The 21,827-nt window shown below is 45.3% G+C and carries 18 protein-coding genes and 1 pseudogene; 16 read left to right on the top strand and 3 right to left on the bottom strand.

The window, feature by feature from the left end:
* Positions 1-200: 200 nt before the first annotated feature.
* The 3 genes and pseudogenes from ACFWMP_RS15970 to ACFWMP_RS15960 form a co-directional block, all read right to left on the bottom strand.
* Positions 201-917, bottom strand: coding sequence for a galactose-binding domain-containing protein (locus ACFWMP_RS15970; RefSeq protein WP_379424314.1), 717 nt, complete (start codon positions 915-917; stop codon positions 201-203).
* Positions 894-2,042, bottom strand: a pseudogene (locus ACFWMP_RS15965) (family 8 glycosyl hydrolase); the annotation flags it as partial. The gene ACFWMP_RS15970 and the pseudogene ACFWMP_RS15965, both read right to left, overlap by 24 nt.
* Before the next feature lie 572 nt (positions 2,043-2,614).
* Complete coding sequence (locus ACFWMP_RS15960; protein ID WP_256716327.1) at positions 2,615-2,746, bottom strand: hypothetical protein; 132 nt, start codon at positions 2,744-2,746, stop codon at positions 2,615-2,617.
* A gap of 309 nt (positions 2,747-3,055) precedes the next feature.
* Here ACFWMP_RS15960 and ACFWMP_RS15955 point away from each other — a divergent pair, with 309 nt between their 5' ends.
* The 16 genes from ACFWMP_RS15955 to ACFWMP_RS15880 all read left to right on the top strand — a co-directional run bounded on the left by ACFWMP_RS15955 (position 3,056) and on the right by ACFWMP_RS15880 (position 21,736).
* Complete coding sequence (locus ACFWMP_RS15955; RefSeq protein ID WP_339241201.1) at positions 3,056-3,295, top strand: hypothetical protein; 240 nt, start codon at positions 3,056-3,058, stop codon at positions 3,293-3,295.
* Positions 3,289-5,169: a peptidoglycan D,D-transpeptidase FtsI family protein gene (locus tag ACFWMP_RS15950; RefSeq protein WP_379424208.1), complete on the top strand. Its 1,881-nt coding sequence runs from the start codon at positions 3,289-3,291 to the stop codon at positions 5,167-5,169. The genes ACFWMP_RS15955 and ACFWMP_RS15950 overlap by 7 nt, the downstream gene beginning before the upstream one ends.
* Before the next feature lie 250 nt (positions 5,170-5,419).
* A complete protein-coding gene (locus ACFWMP_RS15945) occupies positions 5,420-6,097 on the top strand; it encodes a response regulator transcription factor (RefSeq protein WP_042188454.1) in 678 nt (225 codons plus the stop codon).
* Positions 6,094-7,101, top strand: coding sequence for a sensor histidine kinase (locus ACFWMP_RS15940; RefSeq protein ID WP_379424207.1), 1,008 nt, complete (start codon positions 6,094-6,096; stop codon positions 7,099-7,101). Before ACFWMP_RS15945 ends, ACFWMP_RS15940 begins: the two co-directional genes overlap by 4 nt.
* A gap of 92 nt (positions 7,102-7,193) precedes the next feature.
* Complete coding sequence (locus tag ACFWMP_RS15935; RefSeq protein WP_339241209.1) at positions 7,194-7,907, top strand: ABC transporter ATP-binding protein; 714 nt, start codon at positions 7,194-7,196, stop codon at positions 7,905-7,907.
* The gene (locus ACFWMP_RS15930; protein WP_379424206.1) at positions 7,904-8,677 is read left to right on the top strand and encodes an ABC transporter permease; all 774 of its coding nucleotides are present in this window, start codon (positions 7,904-7,906) and stop codon (positions 8,675-8,677) included. Before ACFWMP_RS15935 ends, ACFWMP_RS15930 begins: the two co-directional genes overlap by 4 nt.
* On the top strand, positions 8,674-9,441 hold the full coding sequence (locus ACFWMP_RS15925; RefSeq protein ID WP_379424205.1) for an ABC transporter permease: 768 nt from the start codon (positions 8,674-8,676) through the stop codon (positions 9,439-9,441). Before ACFWMP_RS15930 ends, ACFWMP_RS15925 begins: the two co-directional genes overlap by 4 nt.
* Positions 9,442-9,697: 256 nt before the next feature.
* The gene (locus ACFWMP_RS15920; protein ID WP_379424204.1) at positions 9,698-10,168 is read left to right on the top strand and encodes a CPBP family intramembrane glutamic endopeptidase; all 471 of its coding nucleotides are present in this window, start codon (positions 9,698-9,700) and stop codon (positions 10,166-10,168) included.
* Positions 10,169-10,347: 179 nt separating this feature from the next.
* Positions 10,348-11,274 carry a VanZ family protein gene (locus tag ACFWMP_RS15915; RefSeq protein WP_379424203.1) on the top strand — a complete coding sequence of 309 codons (927 nt, stop codon included), beginning with the start codon at positions 10,348-10,350 and terminating at the stop codon, positions 11,272-11,274.
* 970 nt (positions 11,275-12,244) lie between these two features.
* Positions 12,245-12,955 (top strand): metallophosphoesterase family protein, encoded by a 711-nt coding sequence (locus ACFWMP_RS15910; RefSeq protein WP_042188466.1) that lies wholly within the window; start codon positions 12,245-12,247, stop codon positions 12,953-12,955.
* A gap of 282 nt (positions 12,956-13,237) precedes the next feature.
* Positions 13,238-14,419 carry a polysaccharide lyase 6 family protein gene (locus tag ACFWMP_RS15905; protein ID WP_379424202.1) on the top strand — a complete coding sequence of 394 codons (1,182 nt, stop codon included), beginning with the start codon at positions 13,238-13,240 and terminating at the stop codon, positions 14,417-14,419.
* Positions 14,420-14,440: 21 nt separating this feature from the next.
* The gene (locus tag ACFWMP_RS15900) at positions 14,441-16,795 is read left to right on the top strand and encodes an AraC family transcriptional regulator (protein ID WP_379424201.1); all 2,355 of its coding nucleotides are present in this window, start codon (positions 14,441-14,443) and stop codon (positions 16,793-16,795) included.
* Between the two features lie 173 nt (positions 16,796-16,968).
* Positions 16,969-18,639 (top strand): type 2 periplasmic-binding domain-containing protein, encoded by a 1,671-nt coding sequence (locus ACFWMP_RS15895; RefSeq protein WP_379424200.1) that lies wholly within the window; start codon positions 16,969-16,971, stop codon positions 18,637-18,639.
* A gap of 103 nt (positions 18,640-18,742) precedes the next feature.
* A complete protein-coding gene (locus tag ACFWMP_RS15890) occupies positions 18,743-19,696 on the top strand; it encodes an ABC transporter permease (protein WP_379424199.1) in 954 nt (317 codons plus the stop codon).
* A gap of 12 nt (positions 19,697-19,708) precedes the next feature.
* Positions 19,709-20,584, top strand: a complete 876-nt coding sequence (locus tag ACFWMP_RS15885) for a carbohydrate ABC transporter permease (RefSeq protein ID WP_042188472.1) — start codon at positions 19,709-19,711, stop codon at positions 20,582-20,584.
* Positions 20,585-20,605: 21 nt separating this feature from the next.
* Complete coding sequence (locus tag ACFWMP_RS15880; protein ID WP_052404305.1) at positions 20,606-21,736, top strand: glycoside hydrolase family 88 protein; 1,131 nt, start codon at positions 20,606-20,608, stop codon at positions 21,734-21,736.
* The last annotated feature ends 91 nt before the right edge of the window (positions 21,737-21,827 follow it).

Here is a 21,827-nt window from a genome sequence, read left to right as displayed (position 1 = left end):
ATATTGGATAAACCCCCTGGTTTGTCCGATGAAATTCTAGGGGGTGTATTTTTATGGCGATTAAAGGATAGAAGTCTAAGACATACTCAAATGAGATCAAAATAGAGGCCATTCGTTTACTAACGAACCCCGAGAAGTTACATTCTGCTCTTTTAGACAAACAAATCCTGACAGATTCATATCCGCCAGGATTTGTTCAATTAAGAGCTGTAAACCTCAAAATCGAATATCGAATATCCGTATACTGTCTCTCTAGTAGTACAGAGCACTCTGACGTAACGTCCGCTATTTGCGGTAAATGTAATATCGTCAATAGAACCATTACCGGTCGTTGTTACGTAAGTATCCGTCCATGTTGTTGCATCGTTAGACACCTGAACTTTGTAGCCTTTAGCGTAAGCGTCTTCCCAATTCAACTTGACGCGGTTTACGCTTTGGGTTGTGCCCAGATCGACGTAAATCCATTCATTGTTGCTTCCTTCGATGCTCGCCCAACGGGTAGTAGAGTTGCCGTCGGTTGCCTTGGAAGCTTCAAATCCTACACCTTCGATAGAACTGGCTACCGCTGTCTTGCCCAGCGCAAGGTTGATACCGGCAGCAGGAGTTGAACTTGTAGTTGCTGATGCGGTATTACTGTTAGCAGACAGGTTGCCTGCGGCATCGACAGCTTTTACCATATAGCTGTAAGCTGTCGATGCGGTAAGTCCGGTATCGCTGAAGGATGTGTCTGAAGGCGCTCCTACTTCCACTCCGTCACGGAATACCCGGTAGCCTGTTACACCGACATTATCGGTAGAAGCAGTCCAACTCAGATTAATTTGGCTGCTTGAAGCTGCTGTTGCGGTCAGATTCGTTGGATCCGAGGGAGCTTGAGTATCCGCTGCACTGTAGGTAGGCTTCCACCAGTTCCCCGAGATGAACAGTAGGTTCAGCATGTTAAAGGAGTCGCTGAAGTAACTTTCCTTTTTGTTCTTCATCCAGTCCCATCCTGCATTGACCCAAGCTTGATGCGTGCTGGTAGTCGTCGCTGCGGAGATAAAAGGCGCTACGAATACCGCTGTCGCATAAGTACCGCGATTCGAACCGTTCAGTTGGTAACCGTCCTTCACATTGTTCGGATTGTTGCCTGTTTTTCCTTTGATCCATACTACCATTTTATTAGCGATATCCTTACCACGGGTGTCTCCGTACAAAGCGTAATCCATTACGATACGAAGTGGTACACGGCTTGCATTGTAGTTGTATTCATTTGTTTCAGGGAACTCTTCCAAATAGTTTGGAGGGGCCGGCTTAGGCGGGTTGCCTACCACAAAGTCCGAAATCAGACCTGTGCTAGACGAATAAGCTGCTGTAAATTGGCTGTATACGTTATACAGATTGTTGATGACATTTAGCCAAATTGAATCTCCAGTAACTTCATTGAAAGCCCGTAGATGACTGAGCATCCAGTCGGAGGGACGCGTATTCAAGGCGCTCTTCGTATCCCAGTCACCAAGGTTCAGCCTGTTGTTAGTTGTCACATTGCTAAGCTTAATAGCGCCAATCATCTTTTTGGCTTCAGCCAAATAATTGATCGTTCCAGTCGAGCCCCATTGGCGATCAGCTAGAATAAGGGAGTAAGCGATATCGAGGTCCCCATCTGTTGCTGAACCGAAGTGCCCTTGAGCCCCAGTACTATCTGCTATTACCCATCCCATCAGGTTCGGATTATTAGAGCTCTTGAACGCTCTAGCCGTTTTGAACAAACCGTCATAGATTGTTCTGGAATTCGTATCGTATCCAGCCATTAGCACGGTAATAACCATACCGTATCCTTGGCCTTCCGATGTGCCGAGAGGATCGAAGCCGTCCGCTTCGCCAGTAATATCACCTTTTACATAGTACCCTCCGGGCAGCGAGGACAAGTTGTTTTTAAGATAAGTAGCCTTCCAATAGTCATAGTAGGAAGATACAGAACTGTTCATCGAGGATTGACTGACGTGGTTTGGTTTAATGATACCCGGATAGCTGACTTGTTGAGGAAACGGTTTCAATTCACCCGCTCCATGAGCTTTCCGTTGAAGCGGTGCAGGGGCGGCTAATGTCGCTAGAAGCATAACCGCCGAAAGCATGACAAGTAACATCACTTTCATTGTGCCTGAGGTCGATTTCAATGAGTACACAAAAATTCCTCCTTTAGTGATGGTTAGTTTAATTAACGTCAATGAATCCTCCTTCCCTTTAGACTGATCTCCAAAGTAAACCGCTTAATAATAAGTGCTATTCACACCTATAAAGTTTAAGCGCTTTAACTTTAGGGCGGAAGTGACATTTTACATATATGCTGAAGAGATTTGAAGGTACGCGCTTCAATAGGAAATCATCGCATCCTCAACGTCACTTTTCACCTACAGGTTACAAATCACTAGCCAAACAGCATTACTTTATTCACACAAATGTAACACAACTATTTTCGTCGTGTCTAGGTGCTTTAAAATAAATTAAAAAGTAATGTTCATAAAGTAAAAGCGTTTATACTAAAGAGATTATAGCAAACAACATGGTCATACTGGATTAGATGGCACGAGGAACATTCTGAAATCATCCAAAAAGAAAAAGAATTATTCATACGGTTTCATAGCATAGTCAGAAAAATGAGCATCAGTCCATCGGTGAACAGACTGGCGCTGGATACGATCAGGACATCAATAGAGGCTGTTAATCTCTTGGCATAAATGGCGGTAATTGAGAAGATAAAAGCCGCCACAATTTTAAATCCTTCACCCTTGAAGGAAAGGAATAACTCTAGCAGATTACTCTGGAATTTGAGCTGATTACATTGATAAAGCCGAGCAGGCAGCCGTTGAATTTATTTTTGCTCAACCTCATGCTGGCTCAGCGCTCCTTATCTGAATGACCGCATACAGTGAAATGGAGAATTCACAAAGATGTTCCAATTGTCTATTACATGTAGCCTAAGTTCGCGAAATAGCGTAGTGACAAAGGATTCACAAAAATGGTTGTTTTTACCTTGTTATACATTGTACAATGTGTAACGAGCCTGGTGTTCATTAAGGTGATCATTTATCAAACTAATAAAAAACCTGGCATTACCAATGCCTACAATAATGAGCCTTACTGGGACAAGGAAGAAAAGCAATCCCGTGCCAAGGTTGTTCAGTTAGCCATGGATATGGGATATCAGGAGGCGAATGCCGACGATACCATTCATATCAGCGAACAAAACGCGGTGACTATTAACGAGCGATTTGCCGAAAATTGCAATATATATGTTTGTGGGGTTTGCTTATGGTGAAGAGAATAAAACTTCGTACGCTGTTTATAGGAGGGTGCATTACCCTCTTTTTTCTTGTTTTACTCGGCAGAGTGTTCTGGATTCAGGTGCTGGATCGTGATTTCTGGCAAACCAAGGCCGCAAAGCAATGGGCCCATACTTCGGTGTTTAAAGCGGTGCGTGGCACGATCGAGGACCGCAACGGCAGGATGCTGGCTAGCGATGTGCCGGCCTACACGGTAGTGGTCAATCCGGAAGCGATTAACGCTCTCAGTATCGGGGGAGAAGTTATCACCGGCCTACATGAACTGCTCGGCAAGCCTGAGGATGAGCTTAAGGCGCTCGTGGAAGCCAAAGACGAGAACGGAAAGTATCTGAAGAACCGGGAGATCCGTAATGAAGGCTGGAAAATAGACCAGGAGCTGCGCGACAAGGTCAACGAGTTCATTGAGAAACTGAAGGATGAACATGACACTCTGGAGACTGGCGTTGGCCTGATTAGGGAGCAGAAGCGCTATTATCCGCAACAAACACTGGCCGCACATATTTTGGGTTATACGGACCGCGATGGCAACGCGGTGATGGGGTTCGAAAAGTATTTTGACAAGCAGCTTAAGGGTGCGGATGGTAAGCTATTCTACCAGAGCGACGCCAAAGGCATCAAGCTGCCTGACTCGGAGGACACTTACCAGCCGGAGGTCAATGGAAGTACTTTCAAGCTGACGATTGATAGCACAATCCAGTATTATATCGAGCAGGCAATGCAGAAGGCCTATGAAGAATATAAACCCAAGAGTATTACGGTAATTGCCGCGGATCCCAGCACCATGGAGATATTGGGGCTAGCGAATATGCCAACCTTTAACCCGAATGAGTTCTGGAAATATGCCTCTGATCCAGGGGTATTCTTCAACCATGCCATCAAAACAAGATTTGAACCAGGCTCCACGTTCAAAATTGTACCTCTTGCCGGAGCGGTGGAGGAGAATTTGTTCGATTCGGACGCAACCTTCATGTCCGGTTCTATCCGCATCAAGGGGTACGGCAAGCCGCTGTATGACCAGAAGAGAAGCGGTTATGGCGAAATCTCCTTCCTGGAAGGCGTGAAGCGGTCAAGTAACGTAGCCTTCGTCAAGCTTGGCTATGAAATGCTCGGTCCGGAAAGGCTGCTGCAATACGTGGATGATTTCGGATTTAACGATCTTACCGGTATTGACCTGCCGGGCGAAATCAGCGGAATCGTCAATCCGACTCCGAATAATGCTTCAGAGAACGCGACGATTGCATTCGGGCACGGCAAAGTGCTTGTTACTCCGATTCAGCAGCTTACCGCCATCTCGGCCATCGCCAACGGCGGAAAACTGATGGTGCCACACGTGGTCAAGGCGACCACCGATCCGAATACCGGCAAGACTACCGTAACCCAGCCCCAGGTGGTACGCCAGGTTATTTCCGAGGAAAGCGCCAGGGAAACCAGCAGCTATCTGGAGCAGGTCGTTGCAGACCTGGTCCATGGAACCGGCCGCCATGCATATATTGAAGGCTATAGTGTAGCAGGTAAGACCGGTACGGCGATTAAACCCGACGGTAAGGGAGGGTATGACCGCGATAAGGTGCACTCGTCCTTCCTCGGATACGCACCGGCTAATAATCCGAAGATTGTGGTCTATGTCGGCATTGACGAGCCTGCTAATGCTGCTGGCGGTGGTGCTGCGGCGGGGCCGGTGTTTAAAGAGATCGTATCCGAAGCATTGTCATATATGGGTGTGCCAAAAGTTAAATCGGGCGATGGAGGCAGTGTTTCCATATCCGTCAAGAATGCACCATCCGCGCAGCGCTCCGCACCCGATCTAACCGACAAAAATGATGCAGGCGGCCAGAAAATTGCTGATTGATTAGGGCTTTTATTTTGAAACGGTCGGAGGCTCAATATCTGGACTATGGATTGGTGTCGGTGAACAATAACATAGTCCCATTAGAATCCGCGCCTGGCGCGGTTTTTCTGTTTTATGAGATCAAGTTTTTGTCCATTGCTTAAGACAAGAACTTGATCTCATTGCCGATTTCATGAGCATCTAAACAAATATTTTTTAGATTGTGTTAATCTGTCTAATAGTGAATTCAATTTAGAGCGAGGGATGTTACTTGAAAAGAAACGTATTATACATTGAAGATAATGAGAAAATAGGCAGCTTTCTAAAAGAAGAATTGGAACAGCGGGGATTTTCAGTTCAGTGGCTGCTTTCTGGTGAAGGAGCTGAAAAAGAAGTAAATCAGCATGAAATCGTTATTTTGGATATCATGTTACCCGGTTTAGACGGATTTACTGTGGGGAAAAGATTAAAAAAGGCAGCTCCTGCTGTTCCTATTTTGCTGTTAACAGCTCGAACATCGATAGATGATAAGGTAGAAGGTTTACAATTTGCTGATGACTATTTAACGAAACCATTCCATACGGATGAATTAGTTGCAAGATTAGAAGTACTAATCCGTCGAAGTGGCGGAACACATTCCGAACGCATTTCATTAGGAAATTATATTGAAGTAGATTCAGAAGGCCAAATGGTATTTGACAAACGCACAGGAGAAGAAATTATATTAACAGCGAAGCAACATCATATTTTAATGTACTTCTTACGCCACCCTAATCAAGTTTTACCAAAAGAACAAATCTATGAAGCCATCTGGGAAGAAACATATATAACTGGCGATAAAACACTAATGGTACATATCCATCGACTGCGTCAAAAGTTGGAACGTCATCCAGATTCCCCAGAGATTATTGAAACGTTGAAGGGAATAGGCTATCGGGTGAAACTATGAAACAGACTAAATCATTATTTCGTCATTTTCTAAAAGGACATTTTCTATTTATCTTTTTGCCTCCAATTATACTTATTTTCTTATCTGCGTTCATTGAATCTCCTATTAATGGAGAAGAGCTGAATGCATTAAATCTATTTTACGTTGTACTACTTTTGTTTGGTTTTATTATTGTCGCATTTGTTGTAATATCTTGGATTTTCTTCTTAAGACTTCGTAAACGTCTCACCCGCTTACAGGAAGCCATGTCATTTTCAGCTAATCATAACTCATTTCCTAGACCAATATCTGTTCAAAGTGATCGTATGGATGAAATAGACCAGTTAGGCAATTCTTTTAATTGGATGATTCAGCAGCTTGAAGACAGCCGCAAGCGAGAACATGAAGAGGAATTGTTACGACATCGACTCATAGCGAATTTATCTCACGACTTACGAACGCCACTTACCATTTTGAGAGGACATGTCACCCGATTAAATAAAGAATCAATGAGTCTAGAAGGACAAAATTCATTAACAGAAATGAATCATACGATTACAAGAGTGGGGGATCTAATGGATGATTTACTTTCCTATACATTGCTTACATCAGGGAAACATCCTTTTAGGCCCACTTCAACAGATATTGGACGTTTAGTAAGAGCATCTGTTGCTGCGTGGTATCCTGTATTTGAAGAAATAGAAATCCAGATCGAGGTTGATTTACCGACAGAGGCAACTTTTTATTGGGAAGCAGATCCTAAATGGATGACACGGGTTCTGGATAATTTATTTCAGAATATTCTTCGTCATGCAGCAGAGGGGAAATATGTAAATATTGTGGTTGATGTAGAAAAAGAACAAATCATTGTTGCAGACAGAGGTCCAGGTATGGATAACTCTTCCTATGAGCGTGGGGCGGGGATTGGTTTATCGACTTCAAATTATATGTTGAAAAAAATGAAGCTGAAAGCTGATTTCACATCAAATGATAGTGGCACAAGAGTAGCTATCGGAAGATCTTAACCTAAAGTTAACCCAGAAGTAAACAGCATGATAACCGAGTTGTAACTTTGCTTCTTTATAATTAGAACCATAACAGAAAGGAAGTGTTATGGTTGCTTACAATTAATAACTTAGTCAAACATCGCGGAACTAGGGAAATCTTATCGGGTATCAGTTTTAAAGCTAGACCAGGTAGAGTAACTGGTTTTTTAGGTCCAAACGGGGCAGGTAAAAGTTCTACACTTCGCATCCTGCTTGGATTAGACCGCGCTACCTCAGGGAGCGCACTCATTAATGGAAAGCCATTCGCAGAATTACATAATCCTCTAGCAACAGTAGGTGCCGCACTTGATGGCTTTGGAGCTCATCGTATGCGAACAGGACGGGCACACTTGCGTTGGATTGCACGTGCTGCAGGATTGTCTAACTCACGTGTCGAGGAAGTTCTGGAAATAGTAGGTCTTACTAATGCCGCTGGGAAAAGAGTTGGGCAGTATTCTCTTGGTATGGGGAGAAGACTGGGAATAGCAGCTGCGCTACTTGGTGATCCAAAAATATTGATTTTAGATGAACCCGTAAATGGGCTCGACCCAGAAGGAATTCGGTGGATTCGGACATTTTTACGTGAACGTGCTGAATCTGGAAATACAGTGTTATTATCCAGTCATCTAATGGGAGAGCTTGCAGAGACGGTTGATGATGTGGTGATTATTAAGCATGGAACCATCGTTGCAGATGGAACATTGGATGAAGTAATAGGTAACCATTCCACGCTGGAGGAAGCCTTTTTTGCCCTGACATCTGAAAATACAGGTGATGTTGTATGAGAGCATTTAACGCGGAACTATCTAAATTGTTCTCCTTACCGGGTATTTGGCTTGCTTTTCTCATTGGAGCGTTTGCACCAGCGCTTATTGCTGCCTTGGACAGCATAGCACAAAAAGAGGAGATTATAGCTGGAGTTAGCACACGGCTATCAGAAGTTGGCTATATCGGGTTAGCTCTTGGTGTGCAAGGCGTTATTATTCTTGGTGTGCTTGCTGTCAGCAGTGAGTATTTGACAGAGAGCAGTGAATCTGGTGGAGGACAACAGATAACAACGAGTTTAACTGTTATTTCATCCCGGTTTCATTTTTTACTGGCAAAAGCAGGTGCTGTGACTGTGATCAGCATACTGCTTTGTATTGTTGCTATTATGACAACTGTGTCAGCAACGTATCTTATCCTTGGTGAATATGCCCCCGCATTTGAATGGTCCAGACTTATCGGTGTAGTTTGTTACTGGACATTCACTGCTCTTTTAGCACTTGGAATTACTTTTGTAACTAAGAATGGCATCCTCCCGCTTGCTGTGCTCATAATAAATTCATCCGTTGTATCATTTAGTGTCCTGTTGTATAGGGTTACAAAGTTGGCGTTTTACTTACCAGATAGGGCTGGCGCTGAAATGTTTATGTTTACGGACAACACGTCCACAGACACTTTATTCGATGGGTTTCACACCCCCTTCACAGGCGGTTTAGTCATGTTTGCCTGGGTAGTCGTTTTTTTCATTGTTGCAGCTGTTGTATTCAATAGGAGGGATGTTGCAGCATGAGTGTCTCATCTAGTAGAAAGTTAACACAAATCCTTGGTGCTGAACTGGATAAATTAGTTACATTACCATTGATATGGTTCACTCTTATGGGTACATTCATTCTAAATTTAGTTTTAGCCGCAGCTTTTACTTCTGTTGGTGTACAAGGGGCAACAGGTACGCAAAATATACTGAATATAGGACTTGCTTCTATGGGATATCTTCAAGCAGGGTTCATTATTCTTGGAATCTTAGCTACTTGTTCGGAGTATACTGGTGGACAGATTCGATCTACTTTAATTACGATACCTTGGCGTGGGTTTCAATTATCCACGAAGCATTTGGCATTGGCGATTATAACCATTCCTGTGGCGTTTATTATTGCTGCATCTGGTGTACTTTATACTTTTATTATGATGAGAGACTCAACAGTAGTGATAGAAATAGACACAATGATAACAACATTAATAGGTGCAACGGGCTATCTAACATTAACCACACTTCTCAGTTCAGCTGTAGGTGCTTTATTAAGACGAACCACTCCTGCTTTAGTGGTACTGCTTGGTTACTATTTCATTGTCAGTCCATTGACGAGAGTTTTTCTACCTAGTAATAAAAATTTTTTAAATTATTTTCCGGATACGGCAGGATCTTATATGTATATGCCGTCTTCCTCTGATGAAATAAGTGTCCTTACACCAATGCAAGGGACAGGTATTTCAATGTTATGGACACTGAGCTTTATTACAGTAGCTATTGTATTTTACCGTAAACGAGATGCCTAGTTTTTTAAATAATTATATCTTAGTCAACTAACGGGGCAGGATTGTCGAAGAAGTAAAGGAGGAGTTTCTGATAGAATTCAAAGTAAATAAAAATTATATTTGGGTATATTTCATAATATTTTACGCCCTATGGTGTATCAGAGAATTATGGTTGGTTCAATATTTAGATTTGATGGAACCCGTTCCAAGAGCTATAACATCAGCCACTATTAAAATAGTTATTTGGGTCATTCCTGTTATTTTATTAGTTATAATTATGGAGAAAAGTAAACCATTTTCCTATTTACAGTTACATCATAATTTTAGAAAAAGTCTAAAATGGACAGGTTGGGTATCCTTAGCCTTGATATTATTCTATTTTGTAATAAATCTTATCGTTTTAAATAATAATATCGATTTTCAAATAGGATTTAACGGATGGCTTAATACTATTCTATTGGTTGGTATTACTGAGGAAATTGTCTTTAGAGGTTTTTTATTAAGAAAGCTTATGGATTCTTTTAGATTCTGGATAGCAAATACAGTTACAGCTTTACTCTTTGTATCGATTCATTTTCCTATTTGGTTTTATAAAGGTCTGTTTGAATTCCCTTATATTCTAAGTTCCATATTAACAGTTTTTGTGTTGGGTATTATATTTGGGTTTGTATATAAGAAAAGTAATTCTCTTTGGTCAGTAATTATTATTCATTCTTTGTATAATTTATTAGTGTTACTCTTCTACTAGCGGGTGCTTTAGTTGAATAAGACTATACTACGACGACGATTAAACATAGATTCGGATTCAATTTTACAAACAAATCATTTAATAAGCGTTTAAGTGACTAAAATGTCACTTCAATGTCACTTTAATGTCATTTTGGGAAGATACACTAAACCCATCGATGAATTATTAAAGGAGATATTATGGAAGTGAAATTACGGAAACTCCTCTTTGTAGGAACAATTTTGTACACGCTGTTGATATTATATTTTATGTTTTTTGCTTTCAGTAGATTAGATCATTGGAACAGCGATTATGGATACACATTTATACTTGTTCCAGAAGGAGTTCCACTTCGATTTCCAGAACTAACTTTTTCATGGGTATACAACTTTGGAAACATTGCTGCCTTTATCCCTTTTGGAGTAGTAATTCCTCTGTTGTATCGTTCCAGTTTTGGGAAGTTCATATCCTTTTTTGTCTTGACGATTCTCGTTCTGGAAACGATGCAGGCTTTAACTCATCTTGGCAGCTTTGATGTAGATGATGTTATATCCAATACATTAGGTGCAGCGATAGGATTTATCGCCTATAAAGTTGGATGTTCTTCAAAAATTTCTTATAAAAAGCTTATTGCTTCAGCCCTATCTATCGGTGTTCTTCTTTTTGGAGTAATCGTGATCTCGGAAACCATCAATTATGTTGTAGCGAAAAGAGAAAGCCCAATTCAAGCATTACACGATGTGAAAGAAATGAATGGAACCATGCCTATGACTGAAAATCTTCCAAGTTTCACCGTGGCAGGCAAGAAAATAGAACCCAAAATGAACGTGTATTACAGTGAAGGAGATAAAAGAAAATCGTACACCTACATCTTGGGTAACAAAAAAGATGTGACGTTTTATTCTTATTTTGGCATTCCAGACAAGGGAGATTCCAAGGGAGAACTCACTATATTGGTAGATGGAAACCAAAGAGTTCATTATCAGTACAATGAACAATATAATAATGGAGCAGAACCTTTAAATATACCATTTTATGACAAGGTGAACGAAATTACGATTATCGTTTCCGGGAACGCTAAACTATGGGACGTTGGATTCAGTGAAATGAAGCATTGGTGGGAGTGAAGAACAAACACGCAACATATAGAAACCACGATAATCGCGGCAAGGCTGTCAAGAAAGTCTCGACAGCTTTTTTTTATATCATAATCATTTAATACAGTACCGCGTTAATGTTTCCGAATGATTGTCTAATACGTTTCGTTGCGTCCGCTCGTGATACGTCCCGGACCACCTAAGAGTATGAGAATACACCAAGCTGGACGCGATTCAGGGCTTAGGTATATTTTCGTTAAAATGTTGGCGGGTCCCCAGCTATACTACAAAATTGGCTTCAAGCAATATATGACCAGGGCAAGAAACATAATAATTAAAATGAACAAAGGGAGTTGTGAAAATGAAATCTTGCTAAAACATCTAAGGTCGGATGTCGTTTGGTTTACTTCTCCAAATAAAAAGGATCATGTTGTTGATACTTTTGTTTTAAGAACATTGAATGCTGTATATAAAAATAGCTCCAAAGATGTTTCTATGCATATTCGTGAGATGTGAGTGACTTTTTTAAGATTTGATGTTCATTCCAAAAATTGGAGATAAGAAGTTGGACTATTTGATGGCGATTTTAGCTTTTGACGATTTATCAAGGTTCCAACTTTTTATATAAAGGAGGGAGAGCGCACTCGACAAATGGGAGAACAGCCTGATACGCAATGTCCACAGAATATTGTCCGAAGGCTACCGATTGAAGGGAATCGTCAAATAGGGTTACACGCATGTTCCGTTACGGCCAATTCGTCGCAACCAGCCTCCAATTATGTCCCGGCCAATGTTGTGGACGGCGCCCCTGCGCCGCAGTGGTTTGAGGACAGTGGAGACACCCCCGACTGGGAAAGACAGGCTGTTTCCTTGGCGTCTGCCGCCGGAATCATTGAGGTGCGTCTGCCGCGGGACCATTTCATGCCAGACGATAAAGCTACGTGGCGGATGTGGTGACGGTACTGCTGAGAATGTTGAATCTTAGGGAGTTGAATCGATTATGAAAGCTTTAATTATTTCGGATATTCACAGCAACGTCAAAGCGCTGGAATCGATCCGCAAGGCAGAATCCGACTGTGACGTGATTTATTGCGCGGGAGATCTTGTAGACTACGGGCCTTTCCCGCGGGAAGTTATCGAATGGGTGCATAAGAACGATGCGAATTGTGTTCGCGGTAACCATGACGACATTATTATCGACCTGTACCGAAACGGCAATAGCGGTCACGATGTGGCGGAGGATGAGATCAAGTGGGCGCATTACAATGCAAGGCTGCTCGGCGAAGCGGAAATTTCCTTCCTCGAAAGCATACCGGTCTACCGCACATTCGAGATGGACGGCTATAGCTATACAATGCAACATCTGTACGAAAACTATTTGACGATTGATAGCTTGCCCAAGTACGATGCTTTCTGGGCGGAACGCAACGTCAGGACAATTGGGGCCAAAGAAGATCGCCGCATTATTTTCGGACATACACATCGCAGATGCATTCATTATTTGAGTGACGACAGTTTGTGGCTGAATCCAGGAAGCGTGTCCTACCGCCGTCGCGACGATCCATCGAAAGAAGCTCACTATTTCACGATTAGTGATGGCAAAATAGCGATGAAAAGTCTTGTCTATGACCGCACGCCTTTGCTCGAAGCGGCACAAAAGTTGCTGTTGAAAGAAGAAGAGATGAAGGTTGCGTACTTCTTTTTCGGGTAAGCGGGCGGCAGAGCAGGCAACAACAATGGGGACGTATCCACGATTTGGTGTCGGGATACGTCCTTTCTCATTTATTGTACACCGGCAGGTTGCGATTTACAGCTGGCAAGGCGGTAATTCCCGCTCATTTTGTGCCTCAGTTTACATTTTTATGATTGCTTCATTTTTTTACACTATGGCATGGGAAACATATCTTTCATAATAGAGGTTGTGAAGTTGCGGATATGATCCTGAAGAGGCTGCGGTTCATATCCGCCTATTCTATAGGAAGCAGGTGGGAAAATGACTACTATTTATTGGGTATCGAGTAGCGACGAATTGGCGGCAGCCATTGGCCGGGCAGAACCTGGTTCTTCGATCTTGTTGGCAGACGGCGTTTACGAACGGAATGAAGATTATATTATTGATGGCAAAGTAGGATCGGACACCGCAATATTAAGCATTCGCGCTGTAAATAAAGGAAAAGCGACGATCGCTGGAGAATCAAGTATACGCATCTTGAACTCTGCTTATGTAGAGGTATGGGGACTGCATTTCCAGGTCGGGCAGCGCGAATCTATCATTCTGGACGGTTCGCGGCATGTGAGGATTGCGCGGAATAGATTTGAGCCGCGACAGGTTGGGGCGGAGTATAGCCTGCTGTCAGTGCTGGGAAGCGGCAGCGGCTGGAACCGGATCGAACGCAACGAGTTCGGGCCAAAGGCCGACCTCGGACCGCTCGTTGTTTTTGATGGCGACGGTGAACAAATCTCGCAGCATGATGTCATTGAATATAATTATTTTCATCATATAGGCCCGCGTGTCGTCAATGGGCTTGAAGCGATCCGGCTCGGCCTGTCCGGCATCTCTCTCTCGAACGGCTATATTACCATTCAACACAACCTGTTTGAAAATTGCGACGGTGAGCCCGAGATTATTTCGGTAAAAAGCTGCTATAATACAGTCCGGTACAACACGTTCCTTAACTCCGCCGGCCAAGTGACAGCGCGTCACGGACATGGAAATCGCTTTCATAATAATGTATTTATCGGCGATGGCGTGAAGGAAGAAATGGGCGGATTTCGGATTTACGGCAACGACCATCACATTTTTGAAAACTATATGGAAAACTTGACGTTGGATGCGCTGCTCATTGACGGCGGTACATACGATGGCGGATCGGACGGCTATCCCGAGGCGCCGACGCAGGAGGAACTGAGGAAACATTGGCGCGTCTATCGAGCCAGCGTAGTGAATAATACGATTGTCAATTGTCGTCACGGCATTACGCTCGGCAAGCGGATTCCTTATGCGCCGGAGCAATGTGTAATCGCTTACAATCGAATATGCGGCAAAGAGCAGCCGGCCATCTATGAATACCGGCCGTCTCCGGCGGTTTGTATTAACAATCATAAAGCGGATGTCGCGGATATTCGTTGTCCGGCTATTCTGACAAGAATTGACGTCGGTCCCGACTCCAACTAAAACTAACATGGAGGAGAACCTATGGCCCAAACTCGAAACCGGTGGACAATCTATCTGAAGCAGCTCCGGCATAAAAATCGCAGTGTATACATGACCTGGATGCTTTCCTACGTCTCGGTGCTGCTCGTGCCCATTCTGATCAGCGGCGTTATATACGGCGCGACGCTGAACGTTGTAAAGGCTGAAATTAACCGTGCCAACCAATCTATTCTTCTTCAGATGGAGCAAGCCATAGATAGCCAGTTCAAAGGAATCGAGAATCTAAGCCTCGAGGTGAGCCTCAACAGGCGAATCGCAGCATTTATTTCGGCCGATACCAATCTGTCTGATTCGGACCACTACGATGTATACCAAATCGCTAATGATTTGCGCGTATACGAAATCGCTAACGATTTTCTTGAAGGTATTTATATTTACTACAAAAATAGCGATACGGTCATCGCCCGCAACAATCGTATGAACATAGAAGCGTTATACGACCATATTCGCCTTGAAGAGCATATGCCCTTCCAGTCGTTACGAGAATATTTTGACCAAGGGTACATTAAAGGCTACCACTCCGTTGTTGTGTCTGAAGAGAATGAGTGGCGGCCAACGGTCATGTATGCCCAAAATGTGAACTCAACAATCATGAATCAACCTGGAGCTGTCTTGCTGTTCATGATTGACCGCAGCAAGCTGCTAGAGCAAGCTTCGGCGCCTGAGAAAGGTACGATCTTTATTCTGGATAAAGACAACCGGTTCATTGCGTCTACGGGCGATTCGCTGTCGGAACCTGCTCTATTATACAGCGATATGTCGAAAGAATCGGGGCAACTTGAGATCGAGACTGACGGTCACCGGCTTGTTGCATCCTACACAACCTCATCCATTACGGGATGGAAATATGTGATGACGCTGCCGGCGAACGTATATCACCAGAAAATGAACGTGGTAGAGCAATTGACGATCGCCAGCATCTTGCTTTGCCTTATTGTTGGCGGTGGCGTGACGTATTGGCTACTCAAACGGAACTACCTGCCGATCCATGCGCTGATCCAGAGCTTGTCGTTCAAGGCGGGTTTTACCTTTGATCGCGGCTCCAATGAATACTCCTTTCTGGAGCAGGCGCTGAGCAGTACCTTCCATGAGAAGGAGGAGCTTCATTACAAGCTGAATCAGCATAACAATACACTCAGATCGCACTTTTTGCAGCGGCTGCTGAAGGGGCAACTCGACAGCCATATCCCGTTGCACGAATCGTTCTCAGCCTATGATCTGCGTTTCCCGCTGGGCGGATTTTCTGTTATTTTGCTGCGCATCGAGCACTTCGGCAAGTTCCATCGGAAGGATGAGGATCAGGTCCATAATAAGCGGTTGCTGCACTTCCTGATCGCCAACGTGGTCGAGGAGGTCGCACGAAAGTCAGTAAACGCCTATGCGGTAGAGCTAGACCAGGAGTTGCTAGCCTGCATCGTCAATCATCAGCTTGCATCGCCGACGGAACAGCGGGGGGAGCTGGGGCACATCGCGGAAGAAACGATGTCGTTCATCTCCAATCATGCTCATGTACAGTTGACCGCTGCCATCAGCGCGCAACAGGAGGGCGAATATGGCATCTTCCAGGCGTTCCAGGAAGCAATCGAGGCGATGGAATACCGAATCATTGTAGGTAGCGGGGGCATTATTCATTATGGGGACCTGAGCGGTAACGACAACCTAGGGGCTGCTCCAGGTGGTTATTTTTATCCGCTCAAGGTCGAGCAGCAATTGATCGTTATGGTTCGCGAAGGGCAGCTCGATAAGGCAAAAGCGTTCGTCGGGGAGATCATTCAGAAAAATGTGACGAAGGAGCCGTTTCCTTTTCATACTGCCAAATGTCTCATGTTTGATCTAATGGCTACGCTGCAAAAAGTAATCGGCGAAATCCGCATCGCGGGCAAGCCGGATATGCCTGACGGAGTGCGCGCCATCGAACGCCTGATGCAATGCCAGACGGTAGGGGAGATGCGCAGCCAGCTTTACGATATGCTAGAGCTTCTGTGCGGCTACGTTAATAATAACCGCGAATACTGCAGCAATCCGCTAATCGATAAGGTCATGAAATATGTCAACGAGTATTACCAGGACGAGAACCTGAACATTTCGATGATCGGGGAAGCCTTCTCCATGACGCCGTCGTATGTTTCCAAACTGTTCAAGGAACTTGCCGGCGAATCTCTGCTCGATTATATTAACAAGACGCGGCTGGTGCAGGCCAAATTGCTGCTTATCGGCGGGAAATATACGGTCAGCGAAATATCGCTGAAGGTTGGTTACAACGATGTGAATACCTTCCATCGTATATTCAAAAAATTTGAAGGGATAACGCCCGGGCGCTACAGGGAAGTCAAGTAGCTCTTGGGCTTTTCTTTTCAAGAAAAAGTGGCATACATGCGGTTTTGTTACCCTCATTTTTGAGAAATTGCAGTATATTTTAGGTTTTAACGATAGCTTGCGGCACCGGATTAACGATATGTTGAAAGCGTATTCACACCAATATATTCGAGACGAAAAGAACGGAGGGCACAATGGCGAAAAATCGCAACGTCAAGACTCATAAGAGGCTGCAGCTCACACTGGGGATCGCAATGGTACTTTCATTGTTGTTAACCGCATGCTCCAGTAATGGGGGCTCTGGAAACAAGGATAAGACAGAGCCGACTCAAAGCGCCGTCAGCAATAAGGGCGGCGATGGCGTAAGCAAAGGCAACGAGGGATCGGATATGCCGGTGTATCCGCTGGATACAAAAGATACTTTCTCATACTGGGCTCCAATCAACGGAAACCTGATTACATTTACAACGAATCTGGGGGAAGCGCCGATCGGGAAGGCGATTGCAGAAGCTACCGGCGTGAAAGTGAACTACATCCATCCGACCGAAAGTCAAGCTGAAGAGCAGTTTAATTTGTTGCTGGCTTCCAGCAAGCTGCCGGATGTGCTGGAGTACGACTGGAGTATTTATCCGGGTGGACCGGAAAAGGCGATTTCAGACGGGGTTATCGTACCGCTAAACGATTTGATCGACCAATATGCGCCTAACCTGAAGAAGATGCTGGAAGCTAATCCAGAGCTGGATAAAATGGTGAAGACCGACAGTGGCCAATATTACGTCTTCCCGATGGTGCGAAACGAGGAAGGATTAGTCTTCCGCGGACCAATGCTGCGCAAAGATTGGTTGGATGAGCTAGGGCTGCAATTGCCTGTAACGATAGACGATTGGCATAAGGTTCTGACGGCGTTCAAAGAGAAAAAAGGCGCCGTAGCACCGCTGACGGCGCTATACGCGAACAAAATGAATTTGCAGGACGCGTTCTTCGGCGCATACAAAACATCGCACGGCTTCTATATTGACGACCTAGGCAAAGTGAAATACGGTCCGTTAGATCCGCAATACAAGGATGTTATGACGCTGTTCCGCCAGTGGTATTCCGAAGGGCTGATTGATAAAGACTTCCCGATCGTCGAACGCGACACGCTGGATAAGCGGCTTCTGAACGGTGAGTCCGGCGCGACTGTTTTCCTGCTGGGCGGCGGCATGGGCAAATGGCTGGAGTCCGGTAAAGCCCAAAATCCGGCTTTTGATCTTGTAGCGGCTCCTTATCCGGTATTGAAAGCAGGCGAAAAACCGTTCACCGGACAGCGCGATTTCAAATATAACCCGAAAGCAAGCGCGGCAGTGACGACATCGGCGAAAGACCTGGAAACGATCGTAAAATGGCTGGACTTCGCATTTAGCGAGCAAGGAACCATGATGTACAACTTCGGCGTTGAAGGCGAAAGCTACACGATGGACAATGGCGTTCCGAACTTTACTGATATGATCGTAAAAAACGATAAGTACACTTCACAGCAGATGTTGGCGCAGTATACGGTTCCGAACGGTCCATTTCCGATGCATGAGCAAAAAACGACCAATACGTTCCCACAACAGGACGAGGCGGTCCAGATTTGGTCGGAGACCGATGCGGCGAAACATATTTTGCCCGCGTTCATTACGCCTACTGTAGATGAGAGCAAGAAGGTAGCGCAGACGATGACGGCAATCAACACGTATCTGGAAGAAATGTTCATCAAATTTGTAATGGGCAACGAGCCGCTCGACAAGTTCGACAGCTTTGTGAAGCAGCTGGAAGATATGGGGATTCGTGATGTAATCGACATCTATCAAGGCGCTTTGGATCGCTACAACAACAGATAACTCCATGTATCGTCCCACGGCTGGCTGCAGGCTGCCGTGGGGCAAGGGAATGGTGCAGCCAGCCCCTGCTGATAATTCTGGATTTGGATAGGAGGAGTAGGAGATGGCTCAATTGAAGCTGGGACGCATCAAAGTCACGCATGCCGGTCGTCTGCCGCTTAATATTGCGAAAGACATGGTTAAGAACAAGTATTTGTACATGATGCTTACTCCTGTTTTGTTATATTTCATTATTTTTCATTATTTCCCGATGTACGGTTCGATTATTGCGTTCAAGGATTTTAACCCCCGGCTTGGAATCGGGGGCAGCGCGTGGGTAGGACTTGAGCATTTCAAAGACTTTTTTGGCGGGATGTATTTTTGGCGGGTGTTAAAAAACACTCTGATGATTAGCTTGTACGATCTCATTTTCGGTTTTCCCGCTCCGCTTATTCTCGCCTTGTTGCTTAATGAGGTGAAAAATGCACTGTTCAAGCGTTCGGTTCAGACGATTACTTATTTGCCGCATTTTATTTCGCTTGTCATTATTTGCGGCATGATCAAAGATTTTACGAGCAGTGACGGCGTCATTAACGATATTATCGCATTTTTCGGTGGTGAGAGGGTTACGATGCTGCTGGAGCCGTCATTTTTCCGGACAATCTTCGTTTCGTCGAATATATGGCAGCATATAGGCTGGGGTACAATTATTTATTTGGCCGCGCTGTCTGCGATCGATCTCGAGCAATATGAAGCTTGCAAGATCGACGGGGGTGGACGCTGGAAGCAGATGCTTCATATTACCCTACCCGGTCTGCTTCCCGTTTTCGTTATATTGCTCATCCTGAACATTGGCCGAATTATGAGCGTTGGCTTCGAGAAAGTTATTCTGTTGTACAACCCGACCACTTATGTGACAGGGGATGTCATTTCCTCGTATGTGTACCGGATCGGGCTTCAAGATTTTCAATTCAGTTTCAGCTCCGCTGTCGGATTGTTCAACTCCGTGATTAACTTCGCGCTTGTTATCGGCTCCAACTGGATAAGCCGGAAGTTGAACAATACGGGTTTGTGGTAGAGGAGGGTTCGCATGCGAGTAAGCTTGGGTGAACATATATTCCGGGTTTGCAATACGCTGTTTTTGTCCGCGCTCATGATTGTAACAGTGTACCCAATTCTATACGTGGCATTTGCTTCATTCAGCGAACCAGCGCTGATGATGGCGCATAAGGGCATTCTTTGGAAGCCGCTGGGCTTCTCGCTTGAAACATATGAGGCGGTATTCAGCAACCCGATGATCCTGCTCGGCTACCGCAACACATTATTTATTGTCATTGTAGGCGTGGCTCTCAATTTGCTGCTTACTTCTTTTGCCGCATACGCCTTGTCCAGAAAAACATTGCAATATCGCAAGCAGCTTACGTTGTTTATCGTATTTACCATGTTTTTCAGCGGTGGATTAATTCCGTTCTACTTGCTGGTCAGAGGGTTGGGCATTACGGACACACTGTGGGCGCTGATCCTGCCTACCGCAATAAGCGCATTTAACCTCATTATCATGCGAACATCGTTCGAGGCAGTGCCGGATGCGCTAGAAGAGTCGGCCAAGATCGACGGCGCCAATGACTTTGGCATTCTGTTCCGCATCTTCCTGCCGCTATGCAAGCCCGTGCTTGCAGTGGTAGGCCTGTATTACGGAGTAAGCCACTGGAACTCCTGGTTTAACGCCATGATCTTCCTTCAGGATCGGTCGCTGTATCCGTTGCAGTTGATCCTGCGAGAAATTTTGATTATTGGCGAGGCAAACTCCATGGCGGAAGGAGCCTCCCAAGATGAGATCATCATATTGGGCGAGACATTGAAATACGCCACGATTATGGTAGCAACCCTTCCGATTTTTCTGGTCTATCCGCTATTGCAAAAATATTTCGTGAAAGGCGCCTTGATCGGTGCCATTAAAGGTTAGGAGAAGGGGTGGACTTCAGAGATGAGCAATGAAAATGTGAAACTGAAACCATCCGAGCTGACGGCTTGGTGGGATAAAGTGAAGATTAAAGTTGATCATATGATCGAAGCGGGCTGGACAGAAGCGCCACATGTTTCGGCGGCGGGCAAATATGACCAGATCAAAGTGGATCAGTGGATTTCAGGCTTCTGGCCGGGCATTCTGTGGATTCTGTACGATATGACCGGCGAGCAACGTTATCGGGAGGAGGCGGAGCCTTGGGACGAACGCATGGAGCAATGTTACTTGCGGGACAACCATTTCCACCACGATGTTGGCTTTCAGTTCCTGCCGACATCGGTTATCCGCTACAAGCTGACCGGCGACCCGGACGCTCGGCGGCGCGGCCTGTTCGCCGCCAACTATCTGGCGGGCAGGTACAACCCGGCAGGACAGTTCATTCGAGCCTGGCCCCGCAACCAGACGGGTTGGTCGATCATCGATTCGATGATGAATTTGCCGCTTCTGTTCTGGGCGAGTGAAGAAAGCGATGATCCGCGCTTCAAGCATATTGCGGTCGCCCATGCAGATATGGTGCTTCGCTCATTCATCCGAGGCGACGGCTCGGTGCATCATATCGTTATCTTCGATCCGGAGACGGGCGAAGTGGAGCGTTATGACGGCGGACAGGGCTTCGCGCCGCAATCGTCCTGGTCGCGGGGCCAAGCTTGGGCGCTCTACGGGATGAGCTGCGCTTACCGCTATACGGGAGAAGCACGTTACTTGAATGCGGCGAAGGGGGTGGCACATTATTTCATCAGCGCGTTGGCGGAAGACGATGTGCCGCATTGGGATTTCCGTGCGGCGACCGACTTGACGGACGAGCCGCGCGACACCTCAGCGGCGAGCTGCGCAGCATCTGGCTTGATCGATATCGCGTCGCAGGTGGCTCCTGAGGAAGCCGCTTTATATCAGCGCGCGGCCACGCGCATTCTTCGCTCGCTGTCGAACAACTACAGTGCGCTCGACAAGCCGGAGTATGAAGGCATCCTGCTCGGTGCAACCGGTCATAAGCCAGTCAATACCAACATCAACGTATCGCTGATTTACGGCGATTACTATTATATTGAAGCTTTGGCGAAGAGCAAAGGCTGGAGCCAGAATGTTTTTTAAGCGGGATCAAAGGCCGTAATCACGAAGCCGGGAGGACAGGAAGCTCCTCCCGGCTTTCGTATTCTTGAGAGGAGGTGCCGGACGGAACGAA

Source organism: Paenibacillus sp. NPDC058367 (assembly GCF_042723305.1).
Classification (GTDB): domain Bacteria; phylum Bacillota; class Bacilli; order Paenibacillales; family Paenibacillaceae; genus Paenibacillus_AQ.
The sequence above is the reverse complement of the archived record's forward strand: the minus strand, read 5'-3'. Positions and strand labels throughout refer to the sequence as shown.

Bases quoted from the DNA above. Each gene is read 5' to 3' on its own strand.
- ACFWMP_RS15950 (WP_379424208.1), top strand. From the start codon at position 3,289: ATGGTGAAGAGAATAAAACTTCGTACGCTGTTTATAGGAGGGTGCATT.
- ACFWMP_RS15940 (WP_379424207.1), top strand. From the start codon at position 6,094: ATGAAACAGACTAAATCATTATTTCGTCATTTTCTAAAAGGACATTTT.
- ACFWMP_RS15930 (WP_379424206.1), top strand. From the start codon at position 7,904: ATGAGAGCATTTAACGCGGAACTATCTAAATTGTTCTCCTTACCGGGT.
- ACFWMP_RS15925 (WP_379424205.1), top strand. From the start codon at position 8,674: ATGAGTGTCTCATCTAGTAGAAAGTTAACACAAATCCTTGGTGCTGAA.
- ACFWMP_RS15920 (WP_379424204.1), top strand. From the start codon at position 9,698: ATGGAGAAAAGTAAACCATTTTCCTATTTACAGTTACATCATAATTTT.
- ACFWMP_RS15915 (WP_379424203.1), top strand. From the start codon at position 10,348: ATGGAAGTGAAATTACGGAAACTCCTCTTTGTAGGAACAATTTTGTAC.
- ACFWMP_RS15910 (WP_042188466.1), top strand. From the start codon at position 12,245: ATGAAAGCTTTAATTATTTCGGATATTCACAGCAACGTCAAAGCGCTG.
- ACFWMP_RS15905 (WP_379424202.1), top strand. From the start codon at position 13,238: ATGACTACTATTTATTGGGTATCGAGTAGCGACGAATTGGCGGCAGCC.
- ACFWMP_RS15900 (WP_379424201.1), top strand. From the start codon at position 14,441: ATGGCCCAAACTCGAAACCGGTGGACAATCTATCTGAAGCAGCTCCGG.
- ACFWMP_RS15895 (WP_379424200.1), top strand. From the start codon at position 16,969: ATGGCGAAAAATCGCAACGTCAAGACTCATAAGAGGCTGCAGCTCACA.
- ACFWMP_RS15890 (WP_379424199.1), top strand. From the start codon at position 18,743: ATGGCTCAATTGAAGCTGGGACGCATCAAAGTCACGCATGCCGGTCGT.
- ACFWMP_RS15885 (WP_042188472.1), top strand. From the start codon at position 19,709: ATGCGAGTAAGCTTGGGTGAACATATATTCCGGGTTTGCAATACGCTG.
- ACFWMP_RS15880 (WP_052404305.1), top strand. From the start codon at position 20,606: ATGAGCAATGAAAATGTGAAACTGAAACCATCCGAGCTGACGGCTTGG.